The organism is Allobosea sp. Leaf344, assembly GCF_001426225.1.
GTDB lineage: Bacteria > Pseudomonadota > Alphaproteobacteria > Rhizobiales > Beijerinckiaceae > Allobosea.
In genome coordinates, this window is the sequence record NZ_LMRT01000001.1 from 130,505 (window position 1) to 154,720 (window position 24,216).

Annotated in this window: 23 protein-coding genes; 16 read left to right on the top strand and 7 right to left on the bottom strand. The window is 70.0% G+C overall.

All coding sequences use genetic code 11. The features are described from left to right. Positions 1 to 139: 139 nt before the first annotated feature. Together ASG72_RS00610 and ASG72_RS00615 are read left to right on the top strand one after the other, a co-directional pair. Complete coding sequence (locus tag ASG72_RS00610) at positions 140 to 424, top strand: hypothetical protein (protein ID WP_056707521.1); 285 nt, start codon at positions 140 to 142, stop codon at positions 422 to 424. Positions 425 to 561: 137 nt separating this feature from the next. Continuing rightward, positions 562 to 861, top strand: a complete 300-nt coding sequence (locus tag ASG72_RS00615; RefSeq protein ID WP_056707524.1) for a hypothetical protein — start codon at positions 562 to 564, stop codon at positions 859 to 861. On the opposite strand, the gene ASG72_RS00620 is transcribed toward ASG72_RS00615, so the two are convergent. Further along, positions 852 to 1,631: a methyltransferase gene (locus ASG72_RS00620; protein ID WP_056707529.1), complete on the bottom strand. Its 780-nt coding sequence runs from the start codon at positions 1,629 to 1,631 to the stop codon at positions 852 to 854. The genes ASG72_RS00615 and ASG72_RS00620 overlap by 10 nt on opposite strands. Further along, a complete protein-coding gene (locus ASG72_RS00625; protein WP_056709820.1) occupies positions 1,624 to 1,848 on the bottom strand; it encodes a DUF2007 domain-containing protein in 225 nt (74 codons plus the stop codon). Before ASG72_RS00625 ends, ASG72_RS00620 begins: the two co-directional genes overlap by 8 nt. A gap of 180 nt (positions 1,849 to 2,028) precedes the next feature. Between ASG72_RS00625 and ASG72_RS00630 the strand changes: the two genes are divergently transcribed. Beyond that, the gene (locus tag ASG72_RS00630; protein WP_056707533.1) at positions 2,029 to 3,045 is read left to right on the top strand and encodes a polyprenyl synthetase family protein; all 1,017 of its coding nucleotides are present in this window, start codon (positions 2,029 to 2,031) and stop codon (positions 3,043 to 3,045) included. Positions 3,046 to 3,198: 153 nt separating this feature from the next. Continuing rightward, positions 3,199 to 3,693 carry a VOC family protein gene (locus ASG72_RS00635; protein WP_056707536.1) on the top strand — a complete coding sequence of 165 codons (495 nt, stop codon included), beginning with the start codon at positions 3,199 to 3,201 and terminating at the stop codon, positions 3,691 to 3,693. A 6-nt stretch (positions 3,694 to 3,699) separates the two neighbouring features. Here the strand turns inward: ASG72_RS00635 and ASG72_RS20495 are convergent, their stop codons facing one another. From ASG72_RS20495 to ASG72_RS00650, 3 genes are all read right to left on the bottom strand, one after another. Beyond that, positions 3,700 to 4,611, bottom strand: coding sequence for a 4-(cytidine 5'-diphospho)-2-C-methyl-D-erythritol kinase (locus ASG72_RS20495; RefSeq protein ID WP_056707540.1), 912 nt, complete (start codon positions 4,609 to 4,611; stop codon positions 3,700 to 3,702). Then, positions 4,601 to 6,382 (bottom strand): tetratricopeptide repeat protein, encoded by a 1,782-nt coding sequence (locus ASG72_RS20500; RefSeq protein ID WP_056709822.1) that lies wholly within the window; start codon positions 6,380 to 6,382, stop codon positions 4,601 to 4,603. The genes ASG72_RS20495 and ASG72_RS20500 overlap by 11 nt, the downstream gene beginning before the upstream one ends. A 258-nt stretch (positions 6,383 to 6,640) precedes the next feature. Then, positions 6,641 to 8,320 (bottom strand): electron transfer flavoprotein-ubiquinone oxidoreductase, encoded by a 1,680-nt coding sequence (locus tag ASG72_RS00650; RefSeq protein ID WP_056707543.1) that lies wholly within the window; start codon positions 8,318 to 8,320, stop codon positions 6,641 to 6,643. A gap of 257 nt (positions 8,321 to 8,577) precedes the next feature. On the opposite strand from ASG72_RS00650, the gene ASG72_RS00655 reads away from it, so the two are divergent. From ASG72_RS00655 to ASG72_RS00670, 4 genes are all read left to right on the top strand, one after another. Further along, positions 8,578 to 9,399, top strand: coding sequence for a uracil-DNA glycosylase (locus ASG72_RS00655; RefSeq protein WP_056707545.1), 822 nt, complete (start codon positions 8,578 to 8,580; stop codon positions 9,397 to 9,399). A 167-nt stretch (positions 9,400 to 9,566) separates the two neighbouring features. Then, a complete protein-coding gene (locus ASG72_RS00660; protein ID WP_056707548.1) occupies positions 9,567 to 10,997 on the top strand; it encodes a cytochrome ubiquinol oxidase subunit I in 1,431 nt (476 codons plus the stop codon). A gap of 11 nt (positions 10,998 to 11,008) precedes the next feature. After that, the gene (cydB, locus tag ASG72_RS00665) at positions 11,009 to 12,013 is read left to right on the top strand and encodes a cytochrome d ubiquinol oxidase subunit II (RefSeq protein WP_056707551.1); all 1,005 of its coding nucleotides are present in this window, start codon (positions 11,009 to 11,011) and stop codon (positions 12,011 to 12,013) included. Positions 12,014 to 12,157: 144 nt separating this feature from the next. Then, entirely contained in the window at positions 12,158 to 13,045 is an 888-nt protein-coding gene (locus ASG72_RS00670) for a neutral zinc metallopeptidase (protein WP_056707554.1), read from the top strand. A 15-nt stretch (positions 13,046 to 13,060) separates the two neighbouring features. On the opposite strand, the gene ASG72_RS00675 is transcribed toward ASG72_RS00670, so the two are convergent. Then, positions 13,061 to 13,546, bottom strand: coding sequence for a glycosyltransferase family A protein (locus ASG72_RS00675; RefSeq protein ID WP_056707557.1), 486 nt, complete (start codon positions 13,544 to 13,546; stop codon positions 13,061 to 13,063). A gap of 120 nt (positions 13,547 to 13,666) precedes the next feature. Between ASG72_RS00675 and ASG72_RS00680 the strand changes: the two genes are divergently transcribed. From ASG72_RS00680 to ASG72_RS00690, 3 genes are all read left to right on the top strand, one after another. Beyond that, entirely contained in the window at positions 13,667 to 14,857 is a 1,191-nt protein-coding gene (locus ASG72_RS00680; RefSeq protein ID WP_082539973.1) for a PA0069 family radical SAM protein, read from the top strand. A gap of 127 nt (positions 14,858 to 14,984) precedes the next feature. After that, complete coding sequence (locus tag ASG72_RS00685; RefSeq protein ID WP_056707560.1) at positions 14,985 to 15,611, top strand: ribonuclease HII; 627 nt, start codon at positions 14,985 to 14,987, stop codon at positions 15,609 to 15,611. A 364-nt stretch (positions 15,612 to 15,975) separates the two neighbouring features. Further along, positions 15,976 to 17,076, top strand: a complete 1,101-nt coding sequence (locus ASG72_RS00690; protein WP_056707563.1) for a site-specific DNA-methyltransferase — start codon at positions 15,976 to 15,978, stop codon at positions 17,074 to 17,076. A gap of 13 nt (positions 17,077 to 17,089) precedes the next feature. On the opposite strand, the gene mutY is transcribed toward ASG72_RS00690, so the two are convergent. Next, complete coding sequence (mutY, locus tag ASG72_RS00695) at positions 17,090 to 18,154, bottom strand: A/G-specific adenine glycosylase (protein WP_056707564.1); 1,065 nt, start codon at positions 18,152 to 18,154, stop codon at positions 17,090 to 17,092. Between the two features lie 145 nt (positions 18,155 to 18,299). Here mutY and ASG72_RS00700 point away from each other — a divergent pair, with 145 nt between their 5' ends. From ASG72_RS00700 to ASG72_RS00720, 5 genes are all read left to right on the top strand, one after another. Further along, entirely contained in the window at positions 18,300 to 18,674 is a 375-nt protein-coding gene (locus tag ASG72_RS00700) for a GFA family protein (protein WP_056707567.1), read from the top strand. 78 nt (positions 18,675 to 18,752) lie between these two features. Beyond that, on the top strand, positions 18,753 to 19,247 hold the full coding sequence (locus tag ASG72_RS00705) for a DciA family protein (protein WP_056707570.1): 495 nt from the start codon (positions 18,753 to 18,755) through the stop codon (positions 19,245 to 19,247). An 88-nt stretch (positions 19,248 to 19,335) separates the two neighbouring features. Further along, the gene (locus ASG72_RS00710; protein WP_056709826.1) at positions 19,336 to 19,962 is read left to right on the top strand and encodes a DsbA family protein; all 627 of its coding nucleotides are present in this window, start codon (positions 19,336 to 19,338) and stop codon (positions 19,960 to 19,962) included. A 189-nt stretch (positions 19,963 to 20,151) separates the two neighbouring features. Beyond that, entirely contained in the window at positions 20,152 to 23,607 is a 3,456-nt protein-coding gene (smc, locus tag ASG72_RS00715; RefSeq protein WP_056707573.1) for a chromosome segregation protein SMC, read from the top strand. Positions 23,608 to 23,865: 258 nt separating this feature from the next. Further along, positions 23,866 to 24,216 carry an AtpZ/AtpI family protein gene (locus ASG72_RS00720; RefSeq protein WP_056707577.1) on the top strand — a complete coding sequence of 117 codons (351 nt, stop codon included), beginning with the start codon at positions 23,866 to 23,868 and terminating at the stop codon, positions 24,214 to 24,216.

Genomic DNA, 24,216 nt, shown 5'->3' on the forward strand with positions numbered 1-24,216 from the left:
CCGGAGCCGCCCCGGAACCGCCGCCAGACAGGTTTCGTTCATTTGTGCAGGCGTAGTTTTCAGCCAACCGCGCGATCCGCGGCGTTCGGGGGCGAGCGCTCGACGCGGAGAGGCGGTCCGTTCATCAGGAGACCCCGACATGCCGTCATCCCGTATCGTCGCCACGCTCTTCGGCGCGTTCACGCTCGCCGGAGCCGCTCTCGGCAGCGCCCCTGCCAGCGCCGCGCCGGTCGCGCCCATGCCGCTGCAGATGGAGCAGAGCGGCGGCCTGGTCGAGCAGGTGCAATATTACGGCCCCCGCCGCTATTACGGCCCGCGCCGCTATTATGGCCGCCCGGTCTATCGCCCGCGCTGCTATTTCGTCGATCGCCGCGTCTGGAACGGCTATCGCTGGGTGATCCGCCCGGTGCGCGTCTGCCGCTGAGCGGCAGCGCGGCCGGCCAGGATGAAAGATGGCTGAACGGCGCGGACCAGCTCCGTTCAGCTTTAATCCGCCATACTCCCGTTCGAATTCTGACGCATGACCGCGACGCGGTCGACGCCACAAGGAGGACCCGGTTCATGTTCCGCAACATCGTTCTGAGCCTGTCGACGGCTGCCGGCCTGGCGCTGGCCGCCGCCCCCGCCACGGCCGCACCGGTCGGTGCCGGCGCTCCCGCCGTCGAGGCCCCCGCCGGGCTCGTCGAGCAGGCGCAGTTCTATTACGGCCCGCCGCCGCGCTTCTATGGGCCGCCGCCCCGCTTCTACGGGCCGCGCCCCTATTACGGCCCGCGTCGCTATTACGGGCCGCCGCGCTTCTACGGGCCGCCGCGCTATTATCGCCCGCGTCCCTATTACGGGCCGCGCCCCTATTACTGGTGAGCCAGGCGCAGATAGCCGCGATGCAGGGCTTCGTTCTCCTCCGAGCGCCCGCCCGCCGCATCATGGAGCATGAAGGCCGGCAGGATCGCTGCCGGCCTTCTGCTGTTCAGGACGGCGCCGACGAGGATGCGGATCGCCGGCTCGCCGGGATGGGCGTGCACCGGCCGCAGCGTGACGCCGCCGAACCCGGTCGCCAGCCCCGCCAGCACCATGGGCAGCGCATCGGCCCGGTGGATCAGCGCCAGGCTGCCGCCGGGCCGCAGCGCGCGGCGGGCGACGCGGAACCAGCCGGCCAGATCAGGCTCCGCGACATGGGCCGCGCGCCGGTTCGGCACGGGCGAGGCGCGGGTCTCGCCAGGCGCATAGAAGGGCGGGTTCATCGCGACGCAGGCGAAGCCGCCGCCGGTGAGGCCGGAGGCGGCGAGCTGCGCCGGCCGGGCATGGAGATCGGCGGCGATCACGCTCACCCGATCGGCCCAGCCATTGGCCGCGGCATTGCGATGCGCCAGCGCCGCGAGATCGGGATCGCGCTCCAGCAGGGTCACGCGCAGCCTCGGCTGCAGCAGGGCGGCAGCGAGCCCGACGGTGCCGACGCCGGCGCCGAGATCCAGCAGCGGCCCCTCCCCCAGCTCCGGCAGGCTGGCCGCGAGCAGAATCGCGTCGGTTCCGGCCCGATGGCCCTTCTTGGGCTGGGACAGGACGAGCCTGCCGTCGAGCAGGCGATCCTTGCCGATCTCGCCCAAGGCGCTACCGGCCGGATACTCACTCATCGCGCAATTCGGCGCCGAATCCGGCTTCCCTCAGCAGAGCTCGGGCGCGCATGCGGTCCGCCTCGCGCACCAGCAGGCGGCGCGGAAACGCCCCGATCATGCCCTCCAGCGCGCTGATATGCTGGTCGGCGATGAGACAACCGACATTGGCCGAGGCCAGCAGTGCCTCGATGGCGCCGAGCAGGACGATGTCGTTGGTGCGGACGAGTTCATGCATGGCGCCATGGAGCGGCAAGAGCGCATCCGACGCAAGCGGACAGTCCCGATTTCCCCGCCCATGCGGCGTCAGGTGACGTTTGCGGGGGCTGGCCACCCATGCGACGATTGTGGCAAGGCTGTTCGCCGTGACATGGCCGGCATGCGGCCGCAAAACGTCACAGGCCGCTGGAGTGATGGAATGGGCGTCGTCGTGCCTTTCGAGGAGAAGGAAACCGGTCAGGCGCGGATCGAGCCGCTGGTCGGGCTGACCGGCGCCGATATGGAGCGGGTCAACGCCATGATCCTGTCCCGGACCGGCTCCGAAGTGGCGATGATCCCGGAGGTCGCCAACCATCTGATCTCCTCGGGCGGCAAGCGGCTGCGGCCGATGCTGACCCTGGCGACGGCGACCCTCTGCGACTATCACGGCGACGGCCATGTCAAACTGGCGGCCTCGGTCGAGTTCATGCACACGGCGACGCTGCTGCATGACGATGTCGTGGACGAGAGCGACATGCGCCGCGGCAAGCTGGCGGCCCGCATGCTCTGGGGCAACGAGGCCAGCGTGCTGGTCGGGGATTTCCTGCTCGGCCAGGCCTTTCGCATGATGGTCGAGGTCGGTTCGCTGCGCGCGCTCGACATCCTGTCCACGGCGGCCACCGTGATCGCCGAGGGCGAGGTGATGCAGCTCGCCTTCGCTAAGAATACCGAAACCACGGAGGACGAGTATCTCTCCGTGATCCGCGGCAAGACGGCCGAGCTCTTCGCAGCCGCCTGCGAGGTCGGGCCGGTGATCGCCAATTCCTCGAAAGCCCATGCCGCGGCCTGCCGCAGCTATGGCCTCAATCTCGGCATCGCCTTCCAGCTGATCGACGATGCGCTGGATTATGGCGGGGTCGATTCGAAGCTCGGCAAGAATACCGGCGATGATTTCCGCGAGGGCAAGATCACTTTGCCGGTGGTGCTGTCCTTCCGCCGCGGCAGCGAGGCGGAGCGCGCTTTCTGGCGCCGGACGCTGCAGGATGGCGAGATCGAGGACGGGGATTTCGAGGAGGCACGCGTCATCATGCGCCGGCACAAGGCGCTGGACGACACGATCGAGCGGGCGGAGCATTACGCCAAGATGGCCAAGGATGCGCTGGGACTGTTCCCCGCCTCGGCGATGAAGGACGCGCTGAACGAAGCGGTCGATTTCTGCGTGGCGCGGGCGCACTGAGCCGGAAGCGGCCAGCTTCGCGCAGCGGGCCGAGCGCGATCCTCGTTCCGGCCGGAAAAATTCCCGCCGCCATGTCGGGCGCCGCGGCTGCCGCGCGTCTTCAGGGAGCGGCCGGGGGAGACTGGACCGGCCGGCCATGCGAGGGACGAAGCCATGACGCCATCTGCGAACGCCACCCCCAAGAACACGATCTGCCTCTGGTATGACGGCGAGGCCGAAGCCGCGGCGCAGTTCTATGCCGCGACCTTTCCCGACAGCGCCGTCCGCGCCGTCCATCGCGCGCCCGCGGATTTTCCATCCGGCAAGGCCGGCGATGTGCTGACCGTCGAATTCACCGTTCTCGGCATCCCCTGCCTCGGGCTGAACGGCGGGCCGATGTTCAAGCACAGCGAGGCCTTCTCCTTCCAGATCGCCACCGATGATCAGGCGGAGACCGACCGCTATTGGGACGCGATCATCGGCAATGGCGGCGCCGCCAGCGCCTGCGGCTGGTGCCGGGACCGCTGGGGCCTGTCATGGCAGATCACGCCGCGCACGCTCACCGAGGCGCTGGCCGCCGGCGGTGACGAGGCCAAGCGCGCCTTCCTGGCGATGATGACGATGACGAAGATCGACGTGGCGGCCATCGAGGCCGCCCGCCGCGGCTGAGGACCCTCAGCGCAGCAGCGTCGGCTTGATCCACCAATCCGGCCGGAGGCTCTTCAGGGCGCGCCCGGCCGCGGCGCTGGCCCGGCAATCGTCGAAGAGCGCGAAACAGGTGGCGCCCGACCCCGACATGCGGGCGAGCCGGCATTCCGGCAGCGCGCGCAGCTGCGACAGCACGCTGGCGATGACCGGCGCGACCCGCATCGCCGGCGCTTCGAGCGCGTTGCCGCTGTCGGCCAGCCGCCGCAGCAGCTCCGCAGCTGTCGGCGCCTCGGCCGCAGCCGATGCCGCGGCGGCGTGGCCCAGGCCAGCCGGTCCAGCCTCCACGGCTTGGCCGGGTTGCAGACCCAGCGCGCGGAACACGGCGGCGGTCTCGACCGGGACGTGCGGATTGACCAGAAGCGCGAAGAGCGGCGGGAGGCGCAAGGGCGGTCCGAGCCGCTCGCCGATGCCGGCCATCAGCCGTGCGCGGGAGGCGAGGCAGACCGAGACATCGGCGCCGATTGCGGCTGCGACGCGCAGCAGGGCCGGATCGTCCGAAGCGATGGCGTTGGCCCGCGCCAGCAGGCGCAGCGCGGCTGCGGCGTCGGCGGACCCGCCGCCGATGCCGGATGCGACCGGCAGCCGCTTGACCAAGTGGAACGCGCCCCAGCGCAGCGGACCCGTCTCCGCCGCCAGCGCCAGCGCCGCGCGCAGCACGAGATTGTCGCGGCCGGGAGCGAGACCCGCGGCCTCCGGGCCGTCGATCGTCAGGGATAGGTGCTGTTCCGGCACCAGCGTCAACAGATCGCCCGTCGCCGCGAAGGCGACGAGGCTGTGCAGCTCGTGATAGCCGTCGGCGCGCCGGCCCAGGACGTCGAGAGTCAGATTGACCTTGGCGCGGGCGCGGGTCGCCAGCGCCGCGCCGGGATCAGCCGCCATCCTTATGGGGCTCGGGCGGCTTCGGCTCGATCGCGTTGGCGGAGGGCGGCTCGTCGAGGCCGCGCTCGATCTTGCGCTTGATCTTCTCGAGATCCTCGGGCTCAGGCCCGAGATCGCGGGCGTAGTTCCACTGGAACCCGGCCTCAAGCTTGCGCCCGACCCGCCAATAGACATCGCCGAGATGGTCGTTGATCACGGGGTCCGAGGGGCGCAGCTCCATCGCCCGCTCGAGCTCGCGCAGCGCGTCGTCATAGCGGCCGAGGCGGTAATAGGCCCAGCCCAGCGAATCCGTGATGTAGCCGTCGCGCGGGCGCAGCTCGACCGCGCGGCGCAGCATTGCGAGCCCCTCTTCCAGCTTCAGATTCTGGTCGACCAGGGAGTAGCCGAGATAGTTCAGCACCAAAGCGCGCTCGCGGCCGAGCGGCTCCGGCATCAGCTCCAGCGCCTTGCGCAGATCCGCCTCGGCCTCCGTCCAGCGCTTGGTGCGCTCCCGCGCGATGCCGCGGAAATAGAACAGGTCCCAATTGGCGCGGCCGGGCGAGGCGAGCTTGGCGATCGCCTTGTCGTAGCTCGCCGCCGCTTCCGCGAACATCTTGCGCGAGCGGTAGACATTGCCGAGCGCCGAGAGCGCGTCGACATCCTCGGGCCGGTCGGCGATGACCTTCTCCAGATGCTTCACGGCTTCGGCGGAGCGGCCCAGCGTCTCCAGAGCGAGGCCGGCCTGGATCTCGGCATTGGCGCGCAGCGGCGAGCCGGCCGGCATGGTCTCGTAGACCGCGACCGCATCCTCGGGCTGCTTGGCCCGCTCCAGAATGTCGCCGAGCGTCAGGACGGCGAGGTCATGGCTCGGGTCGAGATAGAGCGCCATGCGCAGATAAAGCAGCGCGGCGGCCTCGTCGCCCTGGCGGTTGCCGGCGCTGGCGAGGCCATAGAGCACCTCGGCCGCGCCCTGCTGGGCATTGGCGACGGGGCGCGGGATCGGCGCCTTTTCGGCGACGCGGCTCAGCCCGTCGCGAATGATCGGATGGTTCGGCAACAGCCGGTCGAAGGCGTTGTAGGTCTCGGCCGCGGCCTCCCATTCGCCGCTGCGCGCCTGGAAGCGCGCCCAGAGATCGACGAGGCGCAGCGTCGTCTTCTCCGATTCATAGGCGCCCTTCAGCCTGGCCCGCGCATCGGCCTTGCGGCCGCCGAGATCGAGGATCAGCCCGGCATGATAGTCGCGGAAGAGATTGTAGGAGGGCTCGCCCTTCAGCCGGTCGAGCATCTCCATGGCGCGGTTGGTCTGGCCCGCGCCGGCATAGGCCCAGGCGGAGAGCAGCGTCGCGGTGATGTCGGCGGCCCGGCCGCGGCCGCCGCGCTGCAGATGGTTGCGGGCGGTCTGGTAGCTCTTCTGCTTGATCGCGCGGATGCCGATCGCGAGCTGCGCCAGCCCGTTGCTGGGGTCGCGCTGCACGAGCTTGTCGGCGGCGCGGAAGGCATCGTTCATCGCGCCATCGGCGAGGAAGGCGACGAAGCCGCGCTCCAGCAGGTCGTTGTTCTGCGGGTCGCCCTTGATCGCCTCGCGCAGATAGACGGAGGCCGCGCCGAGATCGCGCGAGGCGCCGGCGACGATGGCCGCGAGATAATTGCCCTCGAGGCTGTCGGCGGGCTCGATCTGCTCCTGAGCGCGCGTCGCTGCCGCGCTCTGGGCGGCGGCGCCGGCCTGGAGCGAAAGCAGGAGCGCAACGGCGATCGCCGTGCTGCGACCACGGCCCTGTGTTGCAAACGTCACGCTGCCATTCTCCTTCGGCACATCGCCCGGGCCCCTGAGGCCCTCTTCCGCGACGCAGCCGGAACCGATTTTCACTAGGCCGGCAAGATGGCGGTTTCCGGGCGCACGGGCAAGGCGTTGTCCGGCCGCGACGGTCCAAAGAGCGGGCAGTGCGGCGTTTTTCGGCCGCGCCGGCAGCGATGCGGCGCGGCTCGTCTCGCGCCCCGGCGGGGAAAAGCCCGCGGCGGCGCCCGAATCGGGCCCGCCGCGGGCTTCGGATCACATGTTCGAATAGCCCGGGCCGCCGCCGCCCTCCGGCACCGTCCAGGTGATGTTCTGCGAGGGGTCCTTGATGTCGCAGGTCTTGCAGTGGACGCAGTTCTGCGCGTTGATCACGAAGCGCGGCTCGGTCCTGGCCTCTGCATCCCTGTAGACCACCTCATAGACGCCCGCCGGGCAATAGAGCCGCGCCGGCTCGCCCCAGATCGGCAAATTGCGCTCGATCGGGATGGACGGGTCGGTGAGCTTGAGATGCGCCGGCTGGTCCTCCTCGTGATTGGTCGAGGAGAGGAAGACCGAGGAGAGCTTGTCGAAGCTCAGCTTGCCGTCCGGCTTGGGATAGGTGATCGGCGTGACCTCGCTGAGCGGCTTCAGCGTGGCGTAATCCGGCTTGCCATGCGCCATGGTGCCGAAGGGCGACCAGCCGAAGAGCTGGTTCAGCCACATATCCATTCCGCCTAGCGTGATGCCCAGCATGGTGCCGAATTTGGACCAGAGCGGCTTGACGTTGCGCACCGGCTTCAGATCGGCGCCGATGGCGCTGTCGCGCCAGCTCGTCTCGATCTCGACGACCTCGTCATGGGCACGGCCGGCGGCCAGCGCGGGCACCAGCTTCTCCGCCGCCAGCATGCCGGAATGGATGGCGTTGTGGCTGCCCTTGATGCGCGGCACGTTGACGAAGCCGGCCGCGCATCCGATCAGCGCGCCGCCTGGGAAGGTCAGCTTCGGCACGGATTGCCAGCCGCCCTCGGTGATCGCGCGCGAGCCGTAGGAGAGCCGCTTGCCGCCCTCGAAGACGTCGCGGATCATCGGATGCGTCTTGAAGCGCTGGAACTCGTCGAAGGGCGACAGCGTCGGGTTCTCGTAGTTGAGATGCACGACGAAGCCGACCGAGACCAGGTGATCGTCGAAATGATAGAGGAAGGAGCCACCGCCGGTCTTGCCGTCGAGCGGCCAGCCGAAGGAGTGCTGGACCAGCCCCTTGCGGAACTTCTCCGGCTTGACCTGCCAGATTTCCTTCAGGCCGATGCCGTATTTCTGCGGCTCGCGGCCCTCGTCCAGCGCGAAACGGCGGATCGCGATCTTGGCGAGCGAGCCGCGAACGCCCTCGGCCAGCAGGGTATAGCGCCCGCGCAGCTCCATTCCGCGGGTATAGCGCTCGCTGACCTCGCCGTTTTTGGCGATGCCCATGTCGCCGGTGGCGACGCCGAGAACCGCGCCCTGCTCGTCGAAGAGCAGTTCGGCGGCGGCGAAGCCCGGATAGATCTCGACGCCCAGCGCCTCGGCCTGCGCCGCCATGTAGCGCGTCACCAGACCCAGCGAGCCGACGAAATTCCCGTGATTGTTCATCAGCTTCGGCATGCCGAAATTGGGCAGGCGGATGCCGTTGGGCTCGGTCAGGAAGTAGAAGACGTCCTCCGACACCTCCGTCGTCAGCGGCCGCGCCTCGTCCTCGCGCCAGCCCGGCAGCAGGGCGTCGAGCCCGCCGGGATCGATGACCGCGCCGGAGAGGATATGGGCGCCGACCTCCGCGCCCTTCTCCAGCACCACCACCGAGAGCGTCTCGTCGAGCTGCTTCAGCCGGATCGCCGCAGCGAGCCCCGCAGGACCGGCGCCGACGATGACGACGTCGTAATCCATGCTTTCGCGCGGGGCGCTCTGCGCTTCTTCGAGATTCATGTCCTGCCTCCGAACAGCCTGCGACGCCAGCCTTGCCAATCAGTTTATATATGAACTATCTCGATCCTGCCAAGCCGAAGGGCGGTCCGGCCCATCCCGCACGCCCTGTTTCGACGCGCTCGGGTCGGGTTTCCGGCCGGTCTCCGCTGCCGGATGGCTGGGCCTGCAATCTGGAACCTCTCTATTGAAGCAGACGTTCCATTTTGCAACCGCATCGGGCTCGCGGAACCGTCCCGGCGCGTGATAGGGATCGCGGCATGATCTCCATGGCCGCGCCCAGCGCTCACGAGCTTGTCGCCTGGTACGCCGAAATGGGCGTGACCGAGGCGCTCGACGAAACGCCGCACAATCACTTCTCCACTCCCGCACCGGCGCAGCCGGAGGCGCAGCGCGCGCGAGCCCCGGCGAGGCAGCAGGGCGCCGGCCCCGCGCCGGCCGCCCGGCCGATCGCGGCGGCGGCGACGGCGCCGGATGATGCTGCGCTCAGCGCCCGCGCCCTGGCCCAGGCGGCTTCGACGCTCGAGGAGCTGCGCGCCGCGCTGGCGCAGTTCGAAGGCTGCGCGCTCAAGGTCACCGCCAAATCGCTGGTGTTCTCGGACGGGAACCCGGCCGGCCGCGTCATGCTGGTCGGCGAAGCGCCGGGTGCCGACGAGGATCGGCAAGGCCTGCCCTTCGTCGGCCGATCGGGCCAGCTGCTCGACAGGATGCTGGCCTCGATCGGGCTGACGCGGCAGGAGCATGTCTATGTCGCCAATCTCCTGCCGTGGCGGCCGCCGGGCAACCGGACGCCGACGCCGCAGGAGGTGGCGATCTGCCTGCCCTTCATCCAGCGCCAGATCGAACTCGCCGATCCCGACCTGCTGGTCTGCGTCGGCGGGCCCTCGGCGCAGGGGCTGCTCGGCCTGACCGGCATCCTCGCCTCGCGCGGGAAATGGGTGGATTACGACACGGGCCGGCGCCGCATCCGCGCTCTGGCGATGCTGCACCCGGCCTATCTCCTGCGCCAGCCGGTGCAGAAGCGCCTGGCCTGGCGCGATCTGCGGGCCCTGCGCGCCGCGCTCGACGCGCAGCAGGGCTAGGCGGCGCGGATTTTCCCGTTGCGACACCATGGACCGGTGAGGCAGGCTGGCTCGGCGCTATGCTCCGGCGAAGCGGCCTACGCCGCTCGCCGGGTCCCGCCGGGTCGTTGGAGGGGGCCCGGGCGAGCGCCGAGACTTCGCCACGCACGGACCGCCGGAGACCTGTGATGACGATCGACGCCTTCCTGCTCTCGCGGATCCAGTTCGCCTTCACGATCTCCTTCCACATCGTGTTTCCGGCCTTCACCATCGGGCTCTCGGCCTATATCGCGACGCTGCTCGGTCTCTGGCTGAAGACGGAAAACCCGAAATACCATGTGCTGGCGCGGTTCTGGACGAAGATCTTCGCCGTCTCCTTCGCCATGGGCGTGGTCTCGGGCATCGTGCTCTCCTACCAGTTCGGGACGAATTGGAGCCGGTTCTCCGTCGCGGTCGGCAATGTGCTGGGGCCGCTGATCGGCTATGAGGTGCTCACCGCCTTCTTCCTGGAAGCCTCCTTCCTCGGCGTGATGCTGTTCGGCTGGAAGCGGGTGCCCGCCTGGCTGCATTTCCTCTCCGCCGTCATCGTCGCCGGCGGCACGGCGCTCTCCGGCTTCTGGATCCTCTCCGCCAACAGCTGGATGCAGTTCCCGGCCGGGCACGAGGTGCGCGACGGCATCGCCTACCCGCTCGACTGGATGCAGATCATCTTCAACCCGACCTTCCCGCTGCGCTACATGCACATGATGACGGCGGCCTATCTCACCACCGCCTTCGTGGTGCTGGCGACGGGCGCGCGCCATCTGCTGGCCGGCCACCGCACCGAATCCGCGCGGACCATGGTGCGCATGGCGATCCTGATGATCGCGATCACCGCCCCGGCCCAGGCCGTGATCGGCCACCGCCATGGCGAGGACACGGCGAAATACCAGCCGGCCAAGCTCGCGGCGATCGAGGCGCATTGGGATTCGTCGAAGCCCGCGCCGCTGGTGCTGTTCGCCTGGCCGGACGAGGAGAAGGGCGTCAACCGCTTCGAAATCGCCATTCCCGGCCTCGCCAGCCTGGTCACCCATGGCAGCATGGACGCGCTGTTCCCCAGCCTGAACGATTTCGCCGTCGCCGACCGGCCGCCGGTCAAGATCCCGTTCTTCGGCTTCAGGATCATGGTCGGCATCGGCTTCTTCATGATCGCCTTCGGCTGGCTCGGCGCCTATCTCTGGTGGAAGGGCCGCGTCTTCGAGGAGCGGCGCTGGCTCTTCGTCGCGCAATACACCTGGCCGCTGGGCTTCATGGCGATCCTCGCCGGATGGTTCGTCACCGAGGTCGGACGCCAGCCCTGGATCGCCACGGGCGTACTGCGCTCGAAGGATGCGATCTCGCCGATCACCACCGCCCAGGTCGCGATCTCGCTGGCCCTGTTCGTCTGCGTCTATTGCGTGGTGTTCTCGGCCGGCATCCTGCTGATCAACCGCCTGATCGACAAGGGACCGGATGCGATCACGACGCAGGACCCGCCGGAGCAGCCGTCGCAGCGGCCGCTCAAGGCGGCGCAGGCGCCGGCCTCCGACCTGTTCGGCGACGGACATCCCGGCGACGACAAGATCCAGCCCGCGACCTGAGGACATACGCCATGGAATGGTACCTCCCGGTGATCTGGGCCGGCCTGATCGGCACCGCGGTCATTCTCTATGTCGTGCTGGACGGGTTCGATCTCGGCATCGCCATCCTCTTCCCGACCACCAAGGACGAGGGCGAGCGCGACCAGATGATGAACTCGGTCGCCCCCTTCTGGGACGGCAACGAGACCTGGCTGGTGCTCGGCGGGGGCGGGCTCTGGGTCGCCTTCCCCACCGCCTACGCGATCATCATGCCGGCCTTCTATCTGCCGGTGACGCTGATGCTGCTGGCGCTGATCTTCCGGGGCGTCGCCTTCGAGTTCCGCTGGGTCGCCAAGCCACGCCACGCGGTCTGGGACCTCGCCTTCTGGCTCGGCTCGACCCTGGCCGCCTTCTCGCAGGGGCTGATCCTGGGCGGGTTGATCCAGGGCATCACGGTGGTCGACCGGCAATTCGCCGGCGGGCCGTTCGACTGGCTGACGCCGTTCACGCTGATGTGCGGGCTCGGCGTGGTGCTGGGCTATGCGCTGCTGGGCGCGACCTGGCTGGTCTACAAGACCGAGGGGCCGGTGGCCGAGCGGGCGAGGACCCAGGCGAAATCGCTGCTGCTCGGGCTGATGTTCTTCGCCGCCGTGGTGTCGCTATGGACGCCGTTCGAGCATGAGCGCATTGCCGCGCGCTGGTTCACGCTGCGCAACCTCGCCTTCCTCTGGCCGTTCCCGCTGCTGACCGCCTTCTGCGGCTTCATGGTCTGGAAGCGGCTGCACGGCCGGCATGAATTCACCCCATTCGCCTTCACGATCGCGATCTTCGTGCTCTGCTTCCTCGGGCTGGCGATCTCGAATTTTCCGTATCTGGTGCCGCCGAGCCTGACGATCTGGGACGTCGCGGCGGCGCCCTCCTCGCAGATCTTCGTGGCGCTGGGGGTGATCTTCCTGCTGCCGATGATCCTGTTCTACACCGCCTTCGTCTACTGGACCTTCCGCGGCAAGGTGAAGGCCGATAGCGGCTATCACTGAGGGCAGGTGCAGCCGTCTCTCCGGCGCGATGCGGGCCGCCCCCGGCCGGCGCGCGATTTTTTGCAATGGGCCCTGCCCCCTTCGGCTTGAGTTCCGCGTTGGGCTCGCAGAGATTGCGACGCTACGGATTCAGGAAGGCCGGCCATGAAGTGGGATGATTATCGCCAGTCCGAATATCTGGAGGACCGGCGCGGCGGCGGAGGCGAATTCGCCGGCCTGCCCGGCGGGCGCGGCGGGCTGGGGATCGGGACGATGGTGGTGCTCGGCCTCGTGGGCTGGGCGCTCGGCATCGATCCGCGCCTGCTGATCGGCGGGGCCGAGCTGATCGGCGGCATCGGTGGGCGCAGCCCGCCGACGCAGGAGACACGGCGCTCCTCCGGGCCGCCCCAGGACGAGATGGGCCGCTTCGTCTCGGCCGTGCTGGCGCAAAACGAGGATATCTGGTCGAAGGTTCTGCCGCAGCAGGCCAACCGGCGCTACGAGCCGCCGCGCCTCGTGCTGTTCTCCGGCGTCGACCGCTCCGGCTGCGGCACCGCCCAGGCGGCGATGGGCCCGTTCTACTGCCCGCCCGACAAGCGCGTCTATCTCGACCTCTCCTTCTTCCAGGAGATGCAGCGCAAGCTCGGCGGCGGCGGCGATTTCGCCTATGCCTATGTCATCGGCCACGAGGTGGGGCACCATATCCAGAACCTGATCGGCATCCTGCCGAAGGCGAACCAGCTGCGCGAGCGCTCCTCGCCGCGGGAGGCCAACGCCATTTCGGTCCGCGTCGAGCTGCAGGCCGATTGCTTCGCCGGCGTCTGGGCTCACAACATCCAGGCGATGGGACGCATCGAGACGGGCGATGTCGAGGAGGCGATGCGGACCGCCGCCGCCATCGGCGACGACATGCTGCAGAAGGCGTCACGCGGGCAGGTGGTGCCGGATTCCTTCACCCATGGCTCCTCCGCCCAGCGCACCCGCTGGTTCAACACCGGCTTCCGCACCGGTTCGATGCAGAGCTGCGACACTTTCAAGCCGAGCCAGGTCTGAGTCTGGCGCGCGCGCTCAGAGCTCCCGCTCCCTGCGGCAGTCGAGCCGCCGCGGGCCGGTTTCGAGCGTGCCGGCCCGCGCCTGGCGCCTCGGCAGCACCAGCCCGGCCGCGAGCTGGCGGCCCTGCAGCAGCAGGGCGGCGCGCTCCCGCAGGGACCCCAGCAGGTCGCGCCGCGCGATCAGGGCCGGCCGCTCCGGCGCCAGCATGAGGTGGCGCTCGACAGCCTGGGCCCAATGCGCCTGAGGCACGTCGCCGGCATCGAGCAGGATGAGCCAGTCGCCCCGCGCCTGCTCCGCGCCCAGCTGCCAGGCCTCCCGCCCCGCGGCGACGAGATGGACCGCGCCGGTGGCGTCGGCCAGCCGCTCGCTCTCGGGATCCGGGCTGGCCGCCACCACGACGGCATGGCCGAGAAAACCTTCGGCGACCGCTGGAATCAGCACGGAAAACGTCGCCGCCAGGGCGCTGGCCGAGTGGTTGGAGCGGATGATGGCGGCGAGCATCACTGGTTTCTATGCCGCAGCGCAACATGCCGCAATGCCGGCTCTTGCGTTCCGTTCTCTTTATGTTCACATTGATTGCGCTGACTGCGCCGATTCATCGCCTCCAGGACGATCCACGTCATGCACCAGGCCCGACCCTCATCGCGCGCCGTCCCGGCGCAGCCCCTGCGACGGAGCGACCCGCTGCCGGCTTCCGTCTCCGCTCGCATCGCGCCGGCCGATCCGCTCGCCTATGCCGGCAACCGGATCGATGCGGAGCGCCGGCGCGGGCGCGGGGCGACGATCAATCCCGGCGGCCGCTACGAGAGCGAGCAGCGGATCAGCGAAGACGATGGCTGGGGATCGCTCGGCGAGCTGCCGGCCTTCAAGACGGAGGTCGCGGTCGAGAAGCCGCGCACCATCATCACCCGCAACGATTCGCCCGACATCTCCTTCGACCGGTCGATCAACCCCTATCGCGGCTGCGAGCATGGCTGCGTCTATTGTTTTGCCAGGCCGAGCCACGCCTATCTCGGCCTATCGCCGGGCCTCGATTTCGAGACCAAGCTGACCGCCAAGCCCGATGCCGCGCTGCTTCTCGAAAAGGAGCTCTCGGCCGCCTCCTACCAGCCGCGGACCATCGCGATCGGCACCAACACCGACGCCTACCAGCCGATCGAGAAGAAGCTGAGGATCATGCGCTCGCTGCTCGAGGTGCTGTCGCGCTTCAACCACCCGGTCGGCATCGTCACGAAATCGGCGCTGGTCCAGCGCGACATCGACATTCTGGCGCCGATGGCGGCGAAGGGGCTCGCCAAGGTGGCGGTCTCGATCACGACGCTCGACCCGAAGATCGCCCGCACCATGGAGCCGCGCGCCGCCTCGCCCGCCAAGCGGCTGGAGACGGTGAAGCGCCTGTCGGATGCCGGCATCCCGGTGACGGTGCTGGTGGCGCCGATCATCCCGGCGATCAACGAGCACGAGATCGAGCGCATCCTTGACGCCGCCAAGGCCGCCGGGGCGCGCGAAGCGGGCTATGTGCTGCTGCGCCTGCCGCTGGAGGTGAAGGATCTGGTGCAGGACTGGCTCCTGACCCACCACCCCGACAAGCTGCGCCATGTCGTCTCGCTGATCCGCTCGACGCGGGGCGGCAAGGATTACGACGCCGCCTGGGGCCAGAGGCAGGTCGGCTCCGGCCCCTATGCCTGGATGATCGGCCGGCGCTTCGAGATGGCGGCGGAGCGGCTGGGCTTCAACGGCACGCGGCTGCGCCTGCGCAACGATCTGTTCGTCAAGCCGGAGAAGGAAAAGGCGCAGCTCAGCCTGTTCTGACCCGCAGGCGCTCGTATACGAAAGTGCCGCCGATCCCCGCCCCGCAGGCCGAGGGCGGCAGGGCGCGGCCCGGCATGCCGGCTTTAGGACTTGAGCGTCACGCCTCACCCACGGCATAAGCCGCCTCATGTCCGCCAGTTTCAGCCGCGAGCGACGCGCCATCAAATCCGGGCTCTGGCCGCTGGCCGGGATCGACGAGGTCGGCCGCGGGCCGCTCGCCGGGCCGGTGGTGGCGGCCGCCGTGATTCTCGATCCGAAGCGGATCCCCAAGGGGCTGGCGGATTCCAAGGCCGTTGAGGCGCAGGCGCGCGAAGAGCTGCATGATGTGATCTGCGCCCAGGCGCTGGCCGTGTCGGTGGCCAGCGCCACCGCCGCCGAGATCGACCGGATCAATATCCGCCAGGCGACGCTGCTGGCGATGCGGCGCGCCATCGCCGGGTTGGCGCTGCGGCCGGTGCTGGTGCTGGTCGACGGCAATGACCCGCCGGCCCTGCCCTGCACGGCCGAGACCATCATCAAGGGGGACGCCACCGTCGCCTCGATCGCCGCCGCCTCGATCGTCGCCAAGGTGGTGCGGGACCGGATGATGGCCAGGCTCGGCGATCGCTTCCCGCATTACGGCTTCGCCGCCCATGTCGGCTACGCCACGCCGCAGCATCGCGCCGCGTTGCAAGCCCATGGCCCCTGCCCCGAGCACCGCTACTCCTTCGCGCCGGTCAAGGGGCTTTGGCTGCGGAGTGGGGGAGAGGGTTAGGCGATTTAAGGCGAATGGCGAATAGCGAGTGGCGAGTAGCGAGAGGGGCTGGCGAATTGGGGCGCCACTCCCCATTCGCCACTCGCCACCCCCCTGCCCATTCGCCATTCGCCATTCACCACTCGCCACTCGCCCTCCCCATTCGCCACTCGCCCCTTCCCCCCTAGGCAAAAACTGCAGCCCCAAAACGACACGCATTTTTTCAACTGAGGAAACCGGGCTTTTACCCTGACTGGTCAATATCGCGACTGTTCAAGTTGCGTAACGGTCTTGGGGCGTCATGGGTATTTTGCGTACCGGGGCCACCAGCGCCGCCGTCCGGATTCAGGTCTCGCGTACCGGACGGCCTGCGCTGGGTTCCCGGATGAAGGCTCACAGCCTCCCTCCGGAACTACCGCTCGATCAGGTGTTGGTCGGCGATTGCGTCGATGCGATCAACCGGCTGCCGGCGGCCAGCGTCGACCTGGTCTTCGCCGACCCCCCCTATAATCTGCAGCTCGGCGGCGATCTGCGCCGGCCCGATGACAGCCTCGTCGACGCGGTCGACGATGATTGGGACAAATTCTCGTCCTTCGCCGATTACGACGCGTTCACCCGCGATTGGCTCAGCGCCTGCCGGCGCGTCCTGAAGCCCGATGGCGCGCTCTGGGTGATCGGCAGCTACCACAACATCTTCCGCGTCGGCTCGATCCTGCAGGATCTCGGCTTCTGGATGCTGAACGACATCGTTTGGCGCAAGGCCAATCCGATGCCGAATTTCCGCGGCCGGCGCTTCACCAACGCGCATGAGACGCTGATCTGGGCGGCGCGCGGCGAGAGCTCGAAATACACCTTCCATTACGAGGCGCTGAAGGGCGGCAATGACGATCTGCAGATGCGCTCGGACTGGTATCTGCCGCTCTGCACCGGCGAGGAGCGGCTGAAGGACGGCAAGGGCGCGAAGATCCACCCGACGCAGAAGCCGGAAGCGCTGCTGGCGCGGGTGATGCTCTCCGCCAGCAATCCCGGAGACGTCATCCTCGACCCGTTCTTCGGCACGGGCACGACGGGCGCCGTCGCCAAGGCGCTGGGCCGGCGCTTCATCGGCGTGGAGCGCGAGACGGTCTATGCGGAGGCCGCGCGCAAGCGGATCGCGGCGATCGAGCCGCTGCCGCCCGAGGCCTTCGCGATCGCCCCTTCCAAGCGCAGCGAGCCGCGCGTGCCCTTCCTCAGCCTGGTCGAGGCGGGGCTGGTCAAGGCTGGCGAGACGGTGACCGACGAGAAGCGCCGGCACAGCGCGATCATCCGCGCCGACGGCACGCTGGTGCTGGGGCCAGCCGTCGGCTCCATCCACAAGATCGGGGCGCTGGCCCAGGGCCTGCCGGCCTGCAATGGCTGGACCTTCTGGCATGTCGAGCGCGAGGGCGGGCTGCTGCTGCTCGACGCGCTGCGCGGTCGGATCAGGGCCGAGCTGGCGGCCGCCTGAGGCTATCGCTTCTTCAGCCTCGCGGCTCGGGCGTCAGGGCCTCCAGCCCTGCCTCCAGCACTTTCAGCATCAGGCTCGGCAGCGGCTCCTCGCGCAGCCGCCTTACGGGAGTGAAGCGCATGCCGTCCGGCGGCAGAACGCTCGCCGGCGCTCGGGCGACGAAGATCGTCAGCTCCAGCGGGAAATGCGTGAAGACATGGCGCACCGGCACCGGCAGCCGGCGCCACGGAGCGGTCACAGGCGCATCGCCCGACGCAGGATCCGGGTCGTAGCCGGCGCGCCACTCGCTGGTCGGCACCTCGGCCATGCCACCGAGAAGCCCCTTGCCGGGACGGGTGCGCAGCAGCACGGCTCCATCCGCGCGCAGCAGCACGAAGGCCCCGCCATGGCGGGTAGTCCCGGTCTTCTTCGCCGCCTTGCGCGGAAAGCTCTCCTGCGTACCCTCCGCCCGCGCGAGACAGGGTCCGCGCCAGGGGCACAGGCCACAGGCGGGGTTTCGCGGCGTGCAGATCGTGGCGCCGAGGTCCATCAGGGCCTGGGCGAAGTCGCCCGGCCGCTCCGGCGGCAGCAGCGAAAGCACCCGCTCCCGGACCAGCGACTTGGCGGCGGGCATCAGCGCCTCGATCGCGAAAAGCCGCGTCATCACGCGCTCGACATTGCCGTCGACCGCCGCCGCCGGCCGGTCGAAGGCGATGGCGGCGACGGCGCCCGCGGTATAGGCGCCGATCCCCGGCAGGCGCCGCAGCCCCTCCTCCGTCTCGGGGAAGCGGCCGCCATGCTCGGCCACCACGGCCTGCGCGCAGGCATGCAGGTTGCGGGCGCGCGAGTAGTAGCCGAGCCCGGCCCAGGCGGTCATCACCGCCTCGGAGGGCGCGGCCGCCAGCGCCTCGACGGTCGGGAATCGCGCCATGAAGCGCTCGAAATAGGGTTTGACCGCGGCGATCGTGGTCTGCTGCAGCATGATTTCCGAGGCCCAGACCCGATAGGGATCGGCTTTCTCGCCCGGCAGGGCCCGCCAGGGCAGGACCCGGCGATGGCGGTCATACCAGGCGAGGAGGTCGGCGGCGGCTGGAGGCATCAGCGCTATGTAGCGGCAACGCCGGACGCGGCAAGGCCGGGGCCGCCCGCGCGGCTCCTGCGGCCGGCTCCTCTGGCCGGCGTGGGGGTCGACGCCCCGCTCGCCACGACCTAGGCTGGCCGGCATCTCGATCGGGAGCGTTCGCATGGACCAGTTCTCCGGCGGCTGCCAATGCGGCGCCGTTCGCATCGTGGCCTCCGGCCGGCCCAACCGCGTCGGGCTGTGCCATTGCATGGATTGCCGCAAGCATCATGGCGCGCTGTTCTATGCCGGCGCGATCTTCCCGAAGGAGGCCGTGGAGGTCACCGGCGAGACGCGGGATTATGAGGGCCGGAATTTCTGCCCGCGCTGCGGCTCCTCCGTCTTCGCGCGCAGCGGCGACGAGGTGGAGGTGCATCTCGGCACGCTCGACGCGCCGGACCAGCTGGTGCCGAGCTATGAGGGCTGGACGAGCCGGCGCGAGGCCTGGCTGCCGCCTTTCCCCGTGGCGGAACGCTTCGAGCATAATCGCGAGGTCTGACGCTGGCGGCCTGGAGCCTCGCGGCATCGGCGGGCCGGCTGCCTTGCGTCGCGGCCCCCGCGAGCCCAGAGTGGCGTCATGCCCGCCAAACCGCTCGCCGACCTGATCGATGATTGTCTCGCGCCCGCGCTCGCTGCGCAGGGTTTCGCCGGACGCGCCATCATCTCGCTCTGGCCGGAGATCGTCGGAGAGCGTCTGGCGGCCCGGACGCGGCCGCTCAAGATCGACTGGCCGCGGCGGCGCCCCGCCCCCGGCGAGGCGTCCGACCCCGCGACCCTGGTGGTGCGGGTCGAGGGCGCCTTCGCGCTCGACATGCAGCAGCTGGCGCCGCTGGTGATGGAGCGGGTCAACGCCCATCTCGGCTGGCGCGCCGTCGGCAAGATCGTGCTCAAGCAGGGCCCTGTCGAGGCACCGGCCGCGAAGCCGGCGCCGCCGCAGCCCGATGCCGCCCTCGTCGCCGAAGTGGCGAAACAGGTCGAGATCATCGCGGATCCCGGGCTGCGGGCGGCCTTCGAGCGGCTCGGCCACTCCATCGCCCTGCGCCGGAGCGGGACCGCCGACACGGCTTCGTGAGCGGGCCCGGCCCGGAGCGAACCGATCTTGCCACATTCGTCATGGCCACTATGGTCCGGCGCAGACCAAAGCAGTTCAAGGACAGATGATGACCACTTCCAGGCGAGAGCTTCTGACCCTCGTGGCCGGCTTCACGGCGGCGACGGCATCGGGCATCCGGGGCGCCAGCGCCCAGTCGGGCGAATTGGCGACTGCCGGCCCGCTCGGCGATGTCTGGCTCGGCAAGGACGACGCCAAGGTCACGATCATCGAATACGCTTCGCTGACCTGCGGCCATTGCGCCACCTTCCACAAGGACACCTGGCCGGCGCTGAAGGCGAAATACATCGACAGCGGCAAGGTCCGCTTCACCTTGCGCGAATTCCCGCTCGATCCGCTGGCGACGGCGGGATTCATGCTGGCCCGCTGCAACGGCAACGACAAATTCTACCCGATGACCGACATGCTGTTCGCGCAGCAGCGCGGCTGGGCCTTTACGGAAAAGCCCGTCGACGCGCTGTCGACCATGGTGAAACAGGCCGGCTACACGCAGGAATCGTTTGAATCCTGTTTGAAAAGGCAGGATATCTACGATGCCGTCACGCAGGTGAAGGATCGTGGAGCCAAGCTCGGAGTCGACTCGACTCCGACCTTCTTCATCAACGGACAGAAGCGCACAGGTGCCCTCAGCATCGCGGAGTTCGACAAGATCCTGGAGCCGCTCCTGGCGGGCTGAGACGCCGCGCGGCCGGCCGGTCGCCGCCCGTATTCCGATAGCGCCCGTCAGGGCCGCCCCGGAACCTGATCCGGCTTGTTCCCGGGCCGCAGCCCTCCTGCCGGACGCCGCCGCGCGGCGCCCTGGCACGAGCGCGCGCCGTGTCATGCGCCGCGCAGGCGGCCGTCCTGGTCTCGGGGGGCGGCCGTCATGCAGCTGACGCGGCTGAAACTCGCCGGCTTCAAGACCTTCGTCGAGCCGACCGAATTCCTGATCGAGCCGGGGCTGACCGGCATCGTCGGCCCCAATGGCTGCGGCAAATCCAACCTTGTCGAGGCCCTGCGCTGGGTAATGGGCGAAAGCTCGTTCAAGAACATGCGCGGCTCCGGCATGGAGGATGTGATTTTCGCCGGCTCCAACGACCGGCCGGGCCGCAATATGGCCGAGGTGGCGCTGACGCTCGACAATAGCGACCGCAAGGCACCGGCCGCCTTCAACGAGGCCGATGTGCTGGAGGTGACCCGCCGGATCGAGCGCGAGGAGGGGTCGACCTATCGCGTCAACGGCAAGGAGGTGCGCGCCCGCGACGTGCAGCTGCTCTTCGCCGATGCCGCGACCGGCGCCCGCTCGCCGGCGCTGGTCCGTCAGGGGCAGATCAGCGAGATCATCTCGGCGCGGCCGCAATCGCGAAGGCGCATCCTGGAGGATGCCGCGGGGATCGCCGGGCTGCACAGCCGCCGCCACGAGGCCGAGCTCAGGCTCAGGGGCGCGGAAGAGAATTTGACCCGGCTGGAGGATGTGCTGGGCGCGATCGACGCCCAGCTCGAGGCCCTGCAGCGGCAGGCGCGCCAGGCGGCGCGCTATCGCAGCCTGGCGGCCGATATCCGCCGGGCGGAGGCGACGCTCGCGCTGATCGCGCGGCACGAGGCGCGGCTGCAGGAGGCGCAGGCCGAGCAGGAGCTCGAGGCGGCGGCGAGGCTGGTGGCCGAGCGGACCGGCGTGCAGGCGGCCTCCGCGCGGGACCAGGCGGTGGCGGCGCATCGGCTTCCCGCGCTGCGCGAGGCGGAGGCCGCCGCGGCGGCCGGGCTGGTGCGGCTGCGGCGCGGGCTGGACGAGCTCGAGGCGGAGAACAGGCGGGCGACGCTGCGGGCCGAGGAGCTGCGGCGCCGGCTCGTCGAGCTGCAGGCCGATCTGGCGCGGCAGGAGAGCGTGGCGGGGGATGCGGCGGCGAGCCTCGCCCGGCTCGCGGCGGAAGATGCGACGCTGGCGCAGGACGGCGCGGCCGTCGGCCATGTGCAGGAGGCGGCGAAGACGGCGCAGGCCGGGGCGGAGGCCGCGCTCGCCGCCGCCGAAGCCGCGCATGCCGCCGCGCAGGCCGCGCTCGCCGAGCTCGGCGCGCGGCGGGCCGGGCTGGAGCGCAGCGCGCGGGAGGCGAAGGACCGTCTCGCCCGGGCCATGGCGGAGGGCGAGCGGCTGGAGCGCGACAGGGCGGCGCTTGAGGCGAGCGCCGCGACGGTGCCGCTGGAGCCGCTGCGGCAGGCGCTGGCGGAGGCGTCGGCTGCCATGGCCGCGGCCGATACCGCCGCGGCGCAGGCGCGCTCGGGGCTCGCCGCGGCCCGCGACGGCGAAACCCAGGCGCGCGCCCCGCTGGCGGAGGCCGAGCGCAAGGCCCAGGGGCTGGAGACGGAGATCCGCACCTTGCGGAAGCTTTTGGCCCCGGCGGCGGGGGATCGCTTCCCGGCGGTGATCGAGGCGATCATCGTGGCCAAGGGCTATGAGGTCGCGCTCGGTGCGGCGCTGGGCGATGATCTCGACGCCGCGCTCGATCCGGCCGCCCCGACGCATTGGCAGGATACCGGCACGGGCGCCGACGACCCGACGCTGCCTGAGGGCGTGGCGTCCCTGGCCGCCGAGATCAGCGGGCCGGCGGCGCTGAGGCGGCGCCTGGCGCAGATCGGCATCGTCGCCCGCGAGGATGGGCCGCGCCTGCGCGCTTTGCTGCGGCCCGGCCAGCGCCTGGTCTCGCGCCAGGGCGACGTCTGGCGCTGGGACGGCTTCACCGGCGCGGCGGAGGCGCCCTCCCCCGCCGCGCGCCGGCTCGCCGAGAAGAACCGGCTCGGCGAGCTCACCGCCGCCGCGCAGGCGGCGAGCGCGGCGGTGGCCGCGGCCAGATCCGGGCTCGACGCCGCGAGCGGGGCGGTCCGGACGGCCGCTCAGGCGGAAGCCGCGGCGATCGAATCCGCCCGCCAGGCGAGGCGGCAGCTCGACCAGGCCCGCGACCAGATGGTGGCGGCGGAACGGCGCGAGGCGGAGCGCGCCGCGCGCCAGGCCGCGCTGGAGGATGGGCTGGCGCGCAGCCGCCGCATCGTCGCCGAAGCCAGGGCCGAATGGCAGGCGCAGGAGGAGGCTCTCGCCGCCTGTCCGCCGGCCGCTTCGCTCGAAACCGCGCTGCTCGAGGCGCGGGCCGCGCTCGGCGAGCGCCGCGCCGCCGCCGCCGATGCCAGGGCGGCGGTGCAGACCCTCGCGCGGGAAGGCGATCTGCGCGCGCGGCGCCGGGCGGCGATCCGCGAGGACGTCGCGGCCTGGACGGCGCGGGCCGCCACGGGAAGCCAGGCCGCCGAGGAGACGCGGCGCCGCATCGCGGCGGTGAGCGAGGAGCTCACGACCCTGCAGGCGGCACCGGACGATTTTCTGGTGGAGCGGCACCGGCTCGTCGCCGAGATCGAGAGGGCCGAGGCGCTCCGCCGGGAGGCTGGCGACGCGCTCGCCGCCGGCGAGACGGCACAGGCCGAGGCCGACCGCGCGGCGCGCTCCGCGCTGGAGGCGCTCGGGCTCGCGCGCGAGCAGCGGGCCTCGGCCCAGGCGAGGCTCGATGCGGCCCGGCAGAAGAGCGCCGATGTGGGCCGCCAGATTAGCGAGGCCTTCGATGCCGGGCTCGCCGGGCTGCAGGGGCTGGCGGAGCTGAAGCCGGGCCAGGATCTGCCCGAGCCGGCGGGCGTCGAGCGCCGGCTCCAGGGCCTGCGGGCCGAGCGCGAGCGGCTCGGCGCCGTCAATCTGCGCGCCGATGACGAGCTCGCCGAGGTGAAGGCGCGGCGCGAGGGGCTGACCGGCGAGCGCGATGATCTGACGGAGGCGATCCGGCGCCTGAGGCAGGCGATCGGCGCCTTGAACCGCGAGGGGCGGGAGCGGCTGCTGGCGGCGTTCGAGATCGTCAACGCGCAGTTCCAGCGCCTCTTCGCCGTGCTGTTCGGCGGCGGCACGGCGGAGCTGAAGCTGGTCGATTCCGAGGATCCGCTGGAGGCGGGGCTCGAGATCTTCGCCCGCCCCCCGGGGAAGAAGCCGCAGGTGATGACCCTGCTCTCGGGCGGCGAGCAGGCGCTGACCGCGACGGCGCTGATCTTCGCGGTGTTCCTGACCAATCCCTCGCCGATCTGCGTGCTCGACGAGGTCGACGCGCCGCTCGACGACGCCAATGTCGAACGCTATTGCGACCTGCTCGACGAGATGGCGCGCACCACCGCGACACGTTTCATCCTCATCACTCACAACCCGATCACCATGGCGCGGATGGACCGGCTGTTCGGCGTGACGATGGCGGAGCGCGGGGTGAGCCAGATGGTTTCGGTCGATCTGTCGACGGCGGAGCGCATCCGGGAGGCCGGTTGAGCCCCGGTCCGGCGGGCGGCGGACGGGCCGGCACGTTGAAAATCGGCCACAATCGGCGCTGCAATGCGGCAAGAATGTCGCATCTCGCCTGAATTTGCAATAATTTCAAATAGTTATCTTGCTTCTACCTACCTTGACAGGGCGCAGGCCGGGCAATAAAGGAGGCCCTGCTGACGACGGCTCGATGCGCGGGCCCGGTGTGGTGGGACGGCTTTTTGCTCGATCGTGGGCGATCCACGAAGAAGGAGGCCTCGAACCATGTCGGATCCGGACAAAAACGCTTCTGATACGGAGTTGCGCGCAAGACTGGACTCGCTGAAGACGTCGCTCGGACGGGCTGAGGCGGGCGACAAGCCGGGCGCAGGTCCGGGCGGAAGAGACAAGGCGCTGGCTGGCGCGATGTCCTCCGGGTTTCGCGCGGCGACGGATCTGGCAGGCGGCATCATCGCGGGCGCCCTGATCGGGTACCTGGGAGACCGGTGGCTGGGAACATCCCCGTTCCTGCTGATCACCTTCCTGGTGATCGGGACCATCGCCGGTTTTCGCTCCGTCTATAAGCTCGGTTCGCGCCCGACCTCCGGGACCGGTCGCGACACGACCAAGACATGA